Source organism: Frankia sp. CcI156 (assembly GCF_001983015.1).
Lineage (GTDB): Bacteria > Actinomycetota > Actinomycetes > Frankiales > Frankiaceae > Frankia > Frankia casuarinae.
Genome location: NZ_MOMD01000022.1, coordinates 115,807 through 129,832, shown reverse-complemented (window position 1 = coordinate 129,832; position 14,026 = coordinate 115,807). Strand labels below are relative to the sequence as shown.

Here is a 14,026-nt window from a genome sequence, read left to right as displayed (position 1 = left end):
GTTCATCCGGTGAGCACAGTGGCTCCCGCCGGCGCGCTGCCGTCCTACTCCGACGTTCTGGCCCGCTACGAGCCGGTGATCGGATTGGAGACGCACGTCGAACTCGGCACCGCTTCCAAGATGTTCTGCGGCTGCGCGACGGCCTTCGGTGCCGAGCCCAACACGCAGGTCTGCCCGGTGTGCCTCGGGCTGCCGGGTTCCCTGCCGGTGGTGRACGAGGCGGCGGTGCGCTTCGCGGTCATGATCGGACTCGCGTTGCACTGTGAGATCGCGTCGTGGTGCCGGTTCGCGCGCAAGAACTACTTCTATCCCGACATGCCGAAGAACTTCCAGATCAGCCAGTACGACGAGCCGCTGTGCACGAACGGCTGGCTCGACGTGGAGGTCGAGGGCGAGGTGCACCGGGTGGGCATCACCCGGGTGCACATGGAGGAGGACACCGGCAAGTCGCTGCACGTCGGCGGCGCCACCGGCCGCATCCACGGCGCCACCCACTCGCTGGTCGACTACAACCGGGCCGGCATCCCGCTCGTGGAGATCGTGACTGAACCGGACGTGCGTTCCCCCGAGGTGGCCCGGGCCTACGTGGACGAGTTGCGGGAGCTGATCCGGGCGCTCGGGGTCTCCGACGTCCGGATGGAGCAGGGATCGCTGCGCTGCGACGCCAACGTCTCGCTGCGCCCGCGGCCGGCGCCCGGCGACCCGGACGCTCCCTTCGGCACCCGCAGCGAGACGAAGAACCTCAACTCGCTGCGGTCGGTGGAACGCGCGGTGCGTTACGAGACCACCCGGCAGGCCGCGTTGCTCGACGACGGCCAGCGCATCATCCAGGAGACCCGCCACTTCGACGAGGCGTCGGGCCGCACCTCGTCGGGTCGCTCCAAGGAGGAGGCCACCGACTACCGGTACTTCCCGGAGCCTGACCTCACCCCGTTGGCCCTGCCCGCGGAATACGTCGAGCGGCTGCGGGCCGGCCTGCCGGAGTTGCCCRCGGCGCGCCGGGCCCGGCTGATCGCCGAGCACGGCTACACCGCGCGGGACCTGCAGGACCTGCGCAATGYCGCGGTCCTCGACCTGGTCGAGGAGACCATCGCCGCCGGCGCGGCCCCGGCGACCGCCCGCAAGTGGTGGCTCAACGAGCTGGCCAGGCGCGCCTCGGACGCCGGTCTCCAGCCTCGCGATCTTAAGATCACCCCGACCGACGTCGCCCGGATCACCGCGCTGGTGGCCGCGGGCGAGCTCACCGACGCGCTGGCCCGCAAGGTCATCGACGGGGTGCTCGCCGGTGAGGGCACGCCCGACGAGGTGATCGCCGGCCGTGGGCTGGCGATCGTCGCGGACGACAGCGCGCTCACCGCGGCCGTCGACGCGGCGCTCCTCGGTGCCCCCGACATCGCCGAGAAGGTCCGCGGTGGCAAGGTGAACGCCGTCGGTCCGCTGGTGGGCGCGGTGATGAAGGCGATGAAGGGCCAGGCGGACGCGGCGGCCGTGCGGCGACTGCTGCTGGAGCGCCTCGGCGTCTCCTGACATCGCTTCCCGGCCTTCGGCTTCCCGGCCTTCGGCTTCCCGGCCGATCCCCGATTTGTCGTATTCAAGATGATTCGCAGATTTTAGCGCCATTCGTTCAAGAAACGTCCGACCGGTCGCCGCCGTCCCCCGCGCCGTGGGTTGCCTCTCCGTGATCCGAGCTCGGGAGGACCACGTTCTCCCGCCGTGTCGGACCCGCGTGTCGGGTTGCCGACGTCGTACGGCGCGTCGGATGCGAAGGGCCGGAGGCCTCCATAGGGTGGGTCTCCCATCGGGGTGTCACGATCGAGGGGAGAGCGTGCCGCCGTGCCCCTTACACCTTCCGGCTTCACCGCGTCAACCTCCCGCCGTCGGGGTCGGGGCCGCCGGACGGCGATCATCGTCGCGGTCGTCGTCGTCCTGCTGGCCGTCGCCGGCGGTGTCGGCTACGTCCTGAACAACCGCGCCGCCGACCGCGCCGCCGACCGGAAGGTCCAGGCTGCGGCCGACTCCTACCTGGCCGGCTGGCGGACGCTGACGACTTCCGGTGGGACGGCGACCCCCGGCTCCGCGGCTGTCGCCGCCGTCTCCACGCCCGGGAGCATCGACGTCGCGCGCCTGGTGGGCACGATGGCCGAGGTGCGTGACCGCCTGCTCGTCACAGCGGCTACGTTTACCCCGGGCGCGATCAGCCGCAGCGGCGAGACGGCGACCGTGCCGTACCTGGCCAGGCTCACGCTCTCTGGTCTGCCGACGCCGCTGGAGTACACCGGGGCGCTGCATCTCGTCTCGACCGGCGGCGGGTGGCGGGTGAAGGCTGATCCGGTCTCGGTGCATCCGGCCCTGCGCCCAGGGCTGCACCTGGACCGGACCGCCTCCACCGGTAAGCGGGGGGACCTGCTCGACGTGGCGGGCCAGCCCCTACGGGACTCCTCCGACCTGGCGGGCAACCTCGTCGGTCGGACGGCGCCGCTGTCCGGGTTGCAGCGGGTGTACGACGACCGGCTGCGGGCGCAGGGCGGCGCGGTCGTCGTGCGGGATGCGAAGAACGCGACCGTGCAGACGCTGCACACCTATCCGATGACCGACGGCGAGGCGATCCGTACCACGATCGACCTGCGGGTCCAGCAGGCCGCCGAGGCGGCCCTGGCCACCGCGGCCCGCCCGACCGGGGCGATGGTCGCGATCGACACTCGTACCGGCGCCATCCTGGCCCTGGCCAACCATCCGCCCAGCGGGTCGAGCCGGGCTGTCCGGGGCAAGTACCCACCGGGTTCCACCTTCAAGATCGTGACGGCCACCGCCGCGCTGATGAACGGCAAGGCGCCGGACATKCCCCTGGACTGCACCCAGACGGTCAGCGTCGGCGGTCGGACCTTCCAGAACGCCGAGTCCGAGCAGTTCGGCCCCATCCCGCTGCGGACCGCGTTCGCCAGGAGCTGCAACACCGCGTTCATCCGGCTGGAGGAGTCACTCCCGGACGGCGCGCTGGAGAAGGCCGCCCAGCTTTACGGCTTCGACGGCCGACCACCGCTGGATATCGCCAGCGTCGGGGGGACCTTCCCGACCCCGCGTGACGCGGTCGAGTCGGCGTCGGCGTCGATCGGCCAGGCCCGCATCGAGGTCTCCCCGCTGCAGATGGYGAGCGTCGCCGCGGCGGTCGCGAGCGGTACCTGGCACCAGCCGTTCGTCGTCGGCCAGTCGGCGCGCAGCAACCCCATCCCGCCCGTGGTGCTGCCCCCGCTGCGGGACTTCATGCGGGCGGTCGTCACCGAGGGCACCGCCGCGAAGGTCCCGATGCCCGGCGAGGTCTTCGGGAAGACCGGCACCGCCGAGTACAAGGACGGCAACCCGCCGCCGACCCATGCGTGGTTCGTCGGCTACCGGGGCGACGTGGCCTTCGCGGTGGTCGTCGAGGACGGCGGCTTCGGCGCGGAGACGGCCGCGCCGGTCGCGGCCAGGTTCCTCACCGCGTTGGACGGTGGCCAGATCGGTGCGCCCGGCTCCGGCGGGCAATGACCTGGCTGGACCCGGTCCTGGCTGGACCCGGTGCCTGGCTGGACCCGGTGCCCGGCGATGCTTGACGTGGGGCTGGAACTCCGGCAGGGTAGAACCGTGCATCTCGGGATTCTCGTACGCTCAGAGCGTGCATAGTCGACGACGTCGACCTGTGCGCCGCCCCTCAGTGCCTCGGCACGAGGGGCTTTTTCGTGCAGTGAGCACTGCCTCGTGCCAAGCCTGCGTGGTCGTGCTCAGCTGGCAGAGCCGTGCCCGGCGGGCCCGGTCCCGCCGGTCCCGCAGTGCCAGCCGAGATTGCCACGTGCCACGTACATCCCCGGCCTGTCAAGGAAGACGACCAGATGACACGAGAGATCACCGGAGCCCAGTCGCTCGTCCACTCCCTTGAAGCGGTCGGAGCCGATGTGGTCTTCGGCATCCCCGGCGGCGCGATCCTGCCCGCATATGATCCACTGTTCGACTCCACCCGGGTGCGACATGTCCTTGTCCGGCACGAGCAGGGCGCGGGTCATGCGGCCGAGGGGTACGCGCAGGCCACCGGGCGGGTCGGGGTGTGCATGGCGACGTCGGGGCCGGGGGCGACCAACCTGGTGACTCCGATCGCCRACGCCTACATGGACTCGGTGCCGATCGTGGCCGTCACCGGGCAGGTCCCCAGTCCCTCGATCGGGACCGACGCCTTCCAGGAGGCGGACATCTGCGGCATCACCCTGCCGATCACCAAGCACAACTTCCTGGTCCAGTCCGCCGACGACATCCCGCGGATCATCGCGGAGGCGTTCCACCTGGCGGCGACGGGCCGGCCCGGACCGGTGCTCGTCGACCTGCCCAAGGACATCCTGCAGTCGGCCACCTCCGTGCTGCCGCACGATGTCTGGCCGCCGGCTCTCGACCTGCCCGGTTATCGTCCGGTCACCCGCCCGCACGGCAAGCAGGTGCGGGAGGCGGCGAAGATGATCAGTGCTGCCCGGCGTCCGGTGCTCTATATCGGTGGGGGAGTGCTCAGGGCCCGCGCTGCCGCGGAGCTGCGGACACTGGCGGAGCTCACCGGCATCCCGGTGGTCACCACCCTCATGGCCCGCGGCGCCTTCCCCGACTCCCATCCCCAGCACCTGGGCATGCCCGGCATGCACGGGTCGGTCGCCGCGGTGACCGCGTTGCAGAAGGCGGATCTGCTGATCACTCTCGGGGCCCGCTTCGATGACCGGGTGACCGGCAGGCTGTCCTCCTTCGCGCCCGGTGCCGCGGTCATTCACGCCGACATCGACCCGGCCGAGATCGGCAAGAACCGGACCGCGGACGTACCGATCGTCGGTGACTGCCGTGATGTGATCAACGAGCTCGTCGCCGCGCTCGTCCTGGAGGAGCGGCCGGACCTCGCCGCCTGGTGGCGGACGCTGGAYGGCTGGCGCCGGACCTACCCGCTGGGCTACGACCAGCCGGCTGACGGCTCGCTGGCCCCGCAGTACGTCATCGAGCGGCTCGGGAAGATCGCGGGACCGGAGACCATCTTCGCCGCCGGCGTCGGGCAGCACCAGATGTGGGCCGCGCAGTTCATCTCCTACGAGAACCCCTACACCTGGCTGAACTCCGGCGGCGCCGGCACGATGGGCTACGCCGTGCCGGCCGCGATGGGCGCCAGGGTCGGCCGCCCCGACGCCACGGTGTGGGCCGTCGACGGTGACGGCTGCTTCCAGATGACCAACCAGGAGCTTGCGACCTGCGCGCTGGAGGGAATCCCGATCAAGGTTGCCGTCATCAACAACGGGTCGCTCGGCATGGTCCGCCAGTGGCAGACCCTCTTCTACGACAAGCGGTACTCCAACACGGAGCTCGGGACGCACCCGGACTCCCCGCGGACCGGCGGCGCAGGGGCGTCTGGGCGGGGCTCAGGGGCGTCCAGGAGGGTGCGGGTGCCCGACTTCGTCCGGCTGGCCGAGGCGTTGGGCTGCGTCGGGCTGCGCTGCGAGACGGCGGCGGATGTCGACGCGACGATCGAGAAGGCGATGGCGATCGACGACGCCCCGGTCGTGGTGGACTTCGTCGTGCATCCCGACGCCATGGTGTGGCCGATGGTCGCCGCCGGCGCCAGCAACGACGACATCCGCATCGCGCGCGACACCGCGCCGGACTTCGACTACTCCGGCGACGCCGAGGTGAACATCTGATGACCCGCCATACCCTGTCCGTGCTGGTGGAGAACAAGCCCGGGGTGCTGGCCCGGGTCTCGGGCCTGTTCTCCCGGCGCGGGTTCAACATCGAGTCACTCGCGGTCGGGCCGACCGAGCAGCTTGACATCTCCCGGATGACGATCGTCGTCGTCGTGGAGGACCTGCCGCTGGAACAGGTGACCAAGCAGCTCAACAAGCTGATCAATGTTTTGAAGATCGTCGAGATGGACACCTCCGCCTCGGTGCAACGTGAGCTGATGCTCGTGAAGGTGCGCGCCGACCTGTCGGTGCGATCCCAGGTCCTCGAGACGGTCGCCCTGTTCCGTGCCAAGGTGGTCGACGTCGCCCAGGACGCCGTCACCATCGAGGCGACGGGAACCCGCGACAAGCTGGACGCCCTCATCCGCATGCTGGAGCCGTTCGGAATCCGGGAACTGGTCCAGTCCGGCCTGGTGGCACTCGGCCGCGGATCGCGTTCGATCACCGATCGCAGCCTGCGAGCAGTCGACCGTCCGGCCTGACCGGGACCGTCGCGCGTCTTTTTCCCATCCACTCAACGAGGAGATTCCCCACGATGGTCGAGATCTACTACGACGACGACGCCTMGCTGGACGTCCTGGCCGACCGTAAGGTCGCCGTCATCGGCTACGGCAGCCAGGGCCACGCGCACGCGCTGAACCTGCGCGACAGTGGCGTCGACGTGCGGGTCGGCCTGCCGGCGGACAGCCGCAGCCGGGCCAGGGCCGAGGAAGAGGGCCTGCGGGTCCTCACTCCGGCGGAGGCGTCCGCCGAGGCCGACATCATCATGCTGCTCACTCCGGACACCACCCATCGCACGATCTACGCGGAGTCCATCGCCCCGCACCTCACCGCGGGCAAGGCGCTGGCGTTCGGGCACGGTTTCAACATCCGCTACGGGCTCATCGAGCCGCCGGCCGGCGTCGACGTGTTCATGGTCGCTCCGAAGGGGCCGGGTCACCTGGTGCGGCKGGTGTTCGAGGAGGGCAAGGGCGTTCCCGTCCTCGTCGCGGTGGAGGCCGACGCGAGCRGCAACGCGCTGGCCGTCGCGCTGGCCTACGCCAAGGGCATCGGTGGCACCCGGGCCGGTGCGCTGAGGACCACCTTCACCGAGGAGACCGAGACCGACCTGTTCGGCGAGCAGGCCGTGCTCTGCGGCGGCGCCAGCGCGCTCGTGCAGGCCGGCTTCGAGACCCTCGTCGAGGCGGGCTACACCCCGGAGGTCGCCTACTTCGAGTGCCTGCACGAGCTCAAGCTCATCGTCGACCTGATGTACGAGGGCGGCATCTCCCAGATGCGGTACTCGATCTCGGACACCGCGGAGTACGGCGATGTCACGCGTGGCCCGCGCGTCATCACCCCCGCCGTGAAGGCCGAGATGCGCAAGATCCTCGACGAGATCCGTGACGGCGCGTTCGCTCGCGAGTGGGTGGCCGAAGACGACAACGGTCGGCCGAATTTCACCAAGCTCGTGGCGGAGGGCAAGCAGCACCCGATCGAGCAGGTCGGCGCGAAGCTCCGGCCGATGATGTCTTGGATCGCCTGATTTCTGGATCGCCAGGTAGGTCCCGCGGGTCGTCGGGCGGATCGTGCCCTCTCGGGGGCGGCCGTGGTGCGCTGCCGCCGTCCCCGGGTGCGGGCCGTCCCCGTCCGGGTGCCGGGCACGCCGTCGCCGTCGGTCGGCGGAAAGGGCTCGGAGTCCACGGCGGGCGTCGGTAGGCTGGGCCCGCCGCCTCGTGCGGTGTCCGCAGTATCCACGTTCATCATCGCCAGGCCGAAGGCCACGTGATCACGCCTCGTTCCGCGTCGCCTCCCGGTCTGACCCGAGGTCGCTAGGAGAGGTCCAGTGCCTGTCGTACTCGTTGCCGAGGAGCTCTCACCGGCCGGGCTGGAGGTGCTGTCCGGGGACTTCGAGGTTCGTCACGTTGACGGTGCCGACCGGTCCGCGTTGCTGCCCGCCATCGCCGACGTCGATGCCGTGATCGTCCGGTCGGCCACCAAGATCGACGCCGAGGTGCTCGCCACCGCGGGAAAGCTCAAGGTCGTCGCCCGGGCCGGCATCGGGCTGGACAACGTCGACGTCGCCGCCGCCACCCAGCGCGGTGTCATGGTGGTCAACGCGCCGCAGTCGAACATCGTCAGTGCGGCCGAGCATGCGATCGCGCTGCTGCTCGCCGTCRCCCGGCGGGTTCCCGCGGCCAGCGAGGCACTGCGCGGCGGCGAGTGGAAGCGCTCGAAGTACGTCGGTGTCGAACTCGTGGAGAAGACGGCCGGCGTCGTCGGCCTCGGGCGGATCGGCGTGCTCGTGGCGCAGCGGCTCGCCGGCTTCGGGATGAAGGTCATCGCCTACGACCCGTACGTGTCGGTGGCCCGTGCCGCGCAGCACGGCGTGACCCTCGTCGACCTCGACGAGCTGCTTCGGCAGAGTGACGTGATCACGATCCATCTGCCCAAGACGCCGGAGACGCTCGGTCTGATCGGCACCGACGAGCTGGCCCGGACCAGGCCCGGTGTCATCATCGTCAACGCGGCGCGCGGCGGCCTCGTTGACGAGGCGGCGCTCGCCGAGGCGGTCCGCTCCGGTCAGGTCGGCGGTGCGGGCATCGACGTCTTCGCCAAGGAGCCCACGACGGCCTCCCCGCTGTTCGGGCTCGACAACGTCGTCGTCACCCCCCACCTTGGCGCGTCCACCCAGGAGGCGCAGGACAAGGCCGGGCTCGCCGTCGCCCGCTCGGTGCGGCTGGCGCTGCAGGGCGAGTTCGTGCCCGACGCGGTCAACGTGCAGGCCGGTGGCGTCGTGRCCGAGGACCTCCGGCCGGGTCTTCCGCTCGCGGAGAAACTCGGGCAGCTCTTCTCCGGCCTCGCGGGCAGCCTGGCCGCCGCGATCACTGTCGAGGTGCGTGGCGAGATCGCCGTGCACGACGTCTCGGTGTTGCAGCTCGCGGTGCTCAAGGGTGTGTTCACCGACGTGACCGAGGAGCAGGTCACCTACGTCAACGCGCCGCTGCTGGCCAAGGAGCGCGGGGTCGACGTGGCCTTGGAGACCRCCGAGGACAGCCCCGACTATCACAACCTCGTGACTGTGCGAGGAGTCCTCGCCGACGGCACGCCCGTGTCGGTGAGCGGCACGCTTGTCGGCTCGCGGCAGGTCGAGAAGATCACCGCGATCGACGGGTTCGAGGTCGACATCCGGCCCGAGGCGCATCTGGCGTTCTTCCGCTACGAGGACCGGCCGGGGATCGTCGGCGCGGTCGGTGCCCTGCTCGGCGAGGCGCACATCAACATCGCCAGTGCGCAGGTCAGCCGCCTGCAGGCCGGCGGCGAGGCGTTGATGTCGCTGTCGCTCGACGACGCGGTCGCCCCCGACATCCTGGCCGAGATCGCGAAGATCATCGGCGCTTCCTACGCCAGGGCCGTAAGCATCAGCAGCGACTGACCCCTTCCCCACACGGTGGCTTCGCCACCGTGTGGGGTCTCCGCAAAGGCACCTTCGGCGATTTTGCGGGGGGAGTCGTGGGGGCCTTCGGTGGTCCGGGGTGTTCCTCGGGTTGCCGTGGATTACCTGGGCTGGATGGGGTTTACCAGGGGTAGCTGCGGGCGATCTCAACGGTAGGCGATCGATTGGGTACGGGTAGCGGTGGCGTGGGGACGTGATCCAGGTGATCTTTCCGTGGAACGCGCGCCGTAGTCGTGGTGCCGGGTTTACCGTGGCTAGCATGGCGTCGCGGCATCAGGACCCGTTCGAGGGGCTTCGCCTGGATGAGCGATTCGTCCGCGGAGCCCGGTTTCTCGAACCGTCCGCGGCCGAGCGCAGCCGGCAGCACGGCCGGCCGGCTTCCAGTCGCTGTCAGGTCGTCCCAGCTTCCCGGGGTCTGCCCGGCTTTTTCCATCGGCTGGTGGCGCCGCCCAGACCACCGGGCCGCCCCCGCCAGATCGCGCGAATGGTCACGTTCATGGCCATCATCGTCGGGATGATCACCATCACCGTCGTCGCCCTGCGGCAGACGGCGAACCGGACCAGCCCGACCGCCGCACGGCTGGTGCCGACCACGTCGTCGGGGTCCTCCGCGGCCACCAAGCAGACCGCCGTACCGGCTGCCACCGGCACGCTGACCGGTCCCCCCGCCGGCTTTGGGATCAGGCCGGACCTGCTCGCGGCCCTGCGGCCGGGTGACTGCCTGAACTGGACCCCGTATCCGGCGGGCTCGCCCGCCTCGGTCGATCCGGTGGTGCCCGTCCGGGTGAGCTGCCGGGAGCCCCATATCGACGAGGTCACCCGGATGGTCGACCTGGCGGTGCTCTTCCATCGCTGGCCTGGCGCGTCGGTGGTCGCCGAGGTGACGGACGAGCGCTGTGCCGGAGCACTGCGCGAGTTCCCCGGAACCGTCGACAGCACTCCGCACCGCACCGTTGGCACGATCTACCCGTCCGAACCCAGCTGGCAGCTCGGTGCGCACGCGGCCGTGTGCACCGTGCGCACCGACGACCTGCGGCCCCGCAGCGGTCAGTTCCGTGTCCCCGGCGCCGTCGCGGCACCGGAGTTTCCTCGCGGTCGGCCGAACATCCGGTAATGTTGGTGCGCGATGCGTGCGCTGCTTCTCCTTAGCCGCCGCGGCGGGGCCTGATACCTGAGCTGGCTTCCCCGTCGCGGTGTTTTCGTGTGTCAGCGTCGGGATCCTCGCCATCCGGCGGTCCAGCGTCCAGGTGCGACCTGACGCTCCTCTGCTGATTCTCCGCGGATCCTCCGGCATCCAGTCACCCACGTCGCGAACCGTGTGATCACGGTCGCGGGGGACTCCTTCGAGGAAGCAGGAGCAGGAATGACCACGCAGCAGCCGTCCGGCATGCCGGTCGAGAAGTACCGTCCGTTCGTCCCCGTCTCACTTCCCGACCGGGCCTGGCCCGAGCGGACGATCACTCGCGCCCCGCAATGGTGCAGTGTCGATCTGCGCGACGGTAACCAGGCACTGATCGACCCGATGACCCCCGCCCGCAAGATGCAGATGTTCGAGCTGCTGGTGGCGATGGGGTACAAGGAGATCGAGGTCGGGTTCCCGGCGGCCAGCCAGACCGACTTCGACTTCATCCGGCAGCTGATCGAATCAGATCGCATCCCGGACGACGTCGTCATCCAGGTCCTGACGCAGGCGCGGGAGGACCTGATCGAGCGCACGGCCGCGTCGCTGGTCGGCGCGGACCGGGCGCTGATCCACCTGTACAACTCGACATCCACGTTGCAGCGGCGGGTGGTGTTCGGTCTTGATCGGGCGGGGGTGACTGAGATCGCGGTGCAGGGCGCTCGGTGGTGTGCCCAGTACGCCGAGAAACTACTGGACGGCACCGATGTGCGCTGGCAGTACAGCCCGGAGTCGTTCACCGGCACCGAACTCGACTACGCGGTGGAGGTGTGCGAGGCAGTCATGGACGTGTGGGCGCCGACCCCGCAGCGTCCGGTCGTGCTGAACCTGCCGGCGACGGTCGAGATGTCGACCCCGAACGTCTACGCCGACCAGATCGAATGGGTCGGGCGGAACCTGACCCGCCGGGATGCCGTCGTGCTGTCCCTGCACCCDCACAACGACCGGGGCTGCGCGGTCGCCGCGGCGGAACTGGGTGTGCTGGCCGGCGCCGACCGGGTCGAGGGCTGCCTGTTCGGCAATGGGGAACGGACCGGAAACGTCTGCCTGGTCACGCTGGGGATGAACCTGTTCTCGCAGGGGATCGACCCGATGATCGATTTCTCGGACATCGACGGGATCCGACGCGCGGTGGAGTACTGCAACCAACTGCCCGTCCATCCCCGTCATCCCTACGGCGGCGACCTCGTCTACACCGCCTTCTCCGGCTCCCATCAGGACGCCATCAAGAAGGGTTTCGAGGCCATGGAGCGCACCGGCCAGACCCGCTGGGAGGTGCCCTACCTGCCGATCGACCCGAAGGACGTCGGCCGCTCCTACGAGGCGGTGATCCGGGTGAACAGTCAGTCCGGCAAGGGAGGGGTGGCATACCTGCTGAAGTCCGAGCACTCCCTGGACCTGCCGCGCCGGCTGCAGATYGAGTTCTCCGGTGTCGTACAGCGCCACACCGACTCCGCGGGCGGCGAGGTGACGGCCGAGGAACTCTGGACGATTTTCCGCAGCGAGTACTTCCTGGACGGCGCGGAGGGGTCCGGCCCGCTCGAACTGCTGGGCTCCCGGACGACGGCGGCGTCGGGCGATCGGGACGAGGTCTCCGTCTCGGTCCGTTTCCAGGGGGCCGACACGGTGATCACGGGAACCGGCAACGGCCCCATTGACGCATTCGTCACGGCGCTCGCCAGCCGCGATCTGACCGTGCGGATTCTGGACTACAACGAGCACGCCCTGGGCTCGGGAGCGGATGCGCGAGCGGCCGCGTACCTCGAGGTGGCCGTCGACGACCGGATCTTCTGGGGAGTCGGGATCGACGCCAACATCGTGACGGCGTCCCTGCGGGCCGTGGTGAGTGCCGTGAACCGGGCTGCCCGGGACCGTTCGGTGCCCGCGCGGGCTGGTCGTGGTRGTGGCGCTGGTTAGTCGTGGTGGTCCGCCGGTTCCACGTCGTGGATATTCTGGCGGACCTCGTCCAGCATCGACTCCGGGATATCCGTCATACCATGATCAACTCTCGCGTGGGTGTCGACGGAACGGAGAAGATCGTCTTCGGTGGGGGCGATCATGCGCGTCTCGCAGTCGTGCATGATCGCACCACAGTAGAATTGCTTCATGCTCGGGTGCCGGACGATGATCTCTGCCGACGCGGAATGGCTCCTGGCCGCTGGGCTCGGCGACATGAGCGCCTGCGCGGTCCAATAGCGGTTTCGCCTCATGTGGACATTTCCGCGAGCYGTAGCATCAGACGCTCCATCCGTACCAGGCCGAGTGGGCGCCCCATCTCGGTGACGATTATCACGGGATCGAATCGGCTGGCCCGGGCCCGCGTCATGGCGCGACGCGCGACCTCGGTCACCGGCTCCTCGGGCCGCGCGAAGAGCGTCGTGGGAACACGGCGCGGTTCCGTGCCGCCGCCCGGGCCGCCGGACAGATGCAGGGCGACCGGTCGGCATCGGTTGGAGACGATGACGGTCGCTCGAGGCGTCCGGTCACCGTCCGGTCCGGCCGGATCATCGCCGGCCGCGAGACCGTCCCGGTTCCGGGCGGCGCTCATGGGACAGGACGGACAGTCCGCGGACATGGCGCACCGACCGGAGTCACCTATGCTGATCGTGACCTGTTCCATCAGGCTCTCGATGCTCGCGGCGTGGTTGCTGCGTTCCGAGAACTGGCGGATACGCCTAGCCACGGTTGGGTCGAGCTGCTGCCAGGCCCGGGAGGGACGCCCGAGCAGGAATCCCTGGCCGAGCGGAACCCCCAGCGCGACCAGCATTCCGAGCTCGTCGAACCGCTCGACCCCCTCCGCGATGACCCAGGCGTTGAKCCGGCTGGCGAAGGTGCCGACCAGCTCGGTGAGGGCGATCTTGACCTGGTCGTCGTCCACGTTGACTACGAGCGAGCGGTCCAGCTTGACGAAGTCGGGGCGGATCCGCGCCAGCTGCCGCAACCCGGCATAGCCCGAGCCGACGTCGTCCATCGCCACGAACGCACCGAGGTTGCGCAGTGCGCCCGCGGTGGTCGTCAGGCCGGTGGTGGCGTCGAGGTCGACTGCCTCGTTGAGTTCTAGGACCAGGCGCCGCAGGTCCGCGCGCTGCCAGATTGCCGTGACTTCTGGTGCGGTGAGCAGATGGGGCAGGACGTTGACCGCGAGGAAGCAGCGGTCGGGAAGCCGGTCACGCGCCTCCAGCGCGGCGGCGAGGACACGGGCCTCCAACTGGGCCGCGAGCCCGAGCCGGTCCGCCTCGGCGAAGACGAGGTCGGGCGGGTGGGCCGGGTGGCTGTGGAAGCGTGCGAGCGCCTCATACCCCGCGATGACCCCCCGTTGCAGATCCACGATCGGCTGGAAGAACAGCATGGGTTCGTCGGGGTCGGCGAGAATTCGGCGCAGGTCGGGCCGGTCGTCGCCACGCGTCCCACCGCCGTCGCCGTTCTTCAACCGGCCGAGGGGACCCGCCCCATCGGCCGCGGGCAGCGTCCTGCCCTCGGCCACGCCACCGGACGAAACAGCCGCGTCGCCGACATCGGGGCGGTCGCTGGACGGAGGTCCCGCGGGAGTCCGCTGCCGAGTAATCATGCGCCGTGCACCCCCTCGCATCGAAGCACGTCGCACCTGTCCTGTAAGTGAGTTTCTTACCATCCGGCCGCGATGCCGGGTGCGAGTACCGTCCGGAGTTGTGAATT

Annotated in this window: 10 protein-coding genes; 8 read left to right on the top strand and 2 right to left on the bottom strand. The window is 69.8% G+C overall.

Annotation, left to right across the window (positions count from 1 at the left end):
• The first annotated feature begins 9 nt into the window (after window positions 1-9).
• The 8 genes from gatB to leuA all read left to right on the top strand — a co-directional run bounded on the left by gatB (window position 10) and on the right by leuA (window position 12,268).
• Window positions 10-1,527: an Asp-tRNA(Asn)/Glu-tRNA(Gln) amidotransferase subunit GatB gene (gatB, locus tag CcI156_RS10565; RefSeq protein WP_076805457.1), complete on the top strand. Its 1,518-nt coding sequence runs from the start codon at window positions 10-12 to the stop codon at window positions 1,525-1,527.
• Between the two features lie 306 nt (window positions 1,528-1,833).
• A complete protein-coding gene (locus CcI156_RS10560) occupies window positions 1,834-3,525 on the top strand; it encodes a penicillin-binding transpeptidase domain-containing protein (protein WP_076805456.1) in 1,692 nt (563 codons plus the stop codon).
• Window positions 3,526-3,866: 341 nt separating this feature from the next.
• The gene (locus CcI156_RS10555) at window positions 3,867-5,693 is read left to right on the top strand and encodes an acetolactate synthase large subunit (protein ID WP_139341473.1); all 1,827 of its coding nucleotides are present in this window, start codon (window positions 3,867-3,869) and stop codon (window positions 5,691-5,693) included.
• Window positions 5,693-6,217 carry an acetolactate synthase small subunit gene (gene ilvN, locus CcI156_RS10550; RefSeq protein ID WP_011438015.1) on the top strand — a complete coding sequence of 175 codons (525 nt, stop codon included), beginning with the start codon at window positions 5,693-5,695 and terminating at the stop codon, window positions 6,215-6,217. The genes CcI156_RS10555 and ilvN overlap by 1 nt, the downstream gene beginning before the upstream one ends.
• A gap of 53 nt (window positions 6,218-6,270) precedes the next feature.
• Entirely contained in the window at window positions 6,271-7,260 is a 990-nt protein-coding gene (gene ilvC, locus CcI156_RS10545; protein WP_076805454.1) for a ketol-acid reductoisomerase, read from the top strand.
• A 300-nt stretch (window positions 7,261-7,560) separates the two neighbouring features.
• Window positions 7,561-9,150: a phosphoglycerate dehydrogenase gene (gene serA / locus CcI156_RS10540; protein ID WP_076805453.1), complete on the top strand. Its 1,590-nt coding sequence runs from the start codon at window positions 7,561-7,563 to the stop codon at window positions 9,148-9,150.
• A 517-nt stretch (window positions 9,151-9,667) separates the two neighbouring features.
• The gene (locus CcI156_RS10535) at window positions 9,668-10,285 is read left to right on the top strand and encodes a septum formation family protein (RefSeq protein ID WP_232235001.1); all 618 of its coding nucleotides are present in this window, start codon (window positions 9,668-9,670) and stop codon (window positions 10,283-10,285) included.
• A gap of 249 nt (window positions 10,286-10,534) precedes the next feature.
• A complete protein-coding gene (leuA, locus tag CcI156_RS10530) occupies window positions 10,535-12,268 on the top strand; it encodes a 2-isopropylmalate synthase (RefSeq protein ID WP_076805481.1) in 1,734 nt (577 codons plus the stop codon).
• On the opposite strand, the gene CcI156_RS10525 is transcribed toward leuA, so the two are convergent.
• Window positions 12,265-12,561, bottom strand: coding sequence for a DUF1059 domain-containing protein (locus tag CcI156_RS10525; RefSeq protein ID WP_011438010.1), 297 nt, complete (start codon window positions 12,559-12,561; stop codon window positions 12,265-12,267). The two genes, leuA and CcI156_RS10525, sit on opposite strands and share 4 nt — an antisense overlap.
• The gene (locus tag CcI156_RS10520; protein WP_076805452.1) at window positions 12,558-13,919 is read right to left on the bottom strand and encodes an EAL domain-containing protein; all 1,362 of its coding nucleotides are present in this window, start codon (window positions 13,917-13,919) and stop codon (window positions 12,558-12,560) included. Before CcI156_RS10520 ends, CcI156_RS10525 begins: the two co-directional genes overlap by 4 nt.
• Window positions 13,920-14,026: the final 107 nt, after the last annotated feature.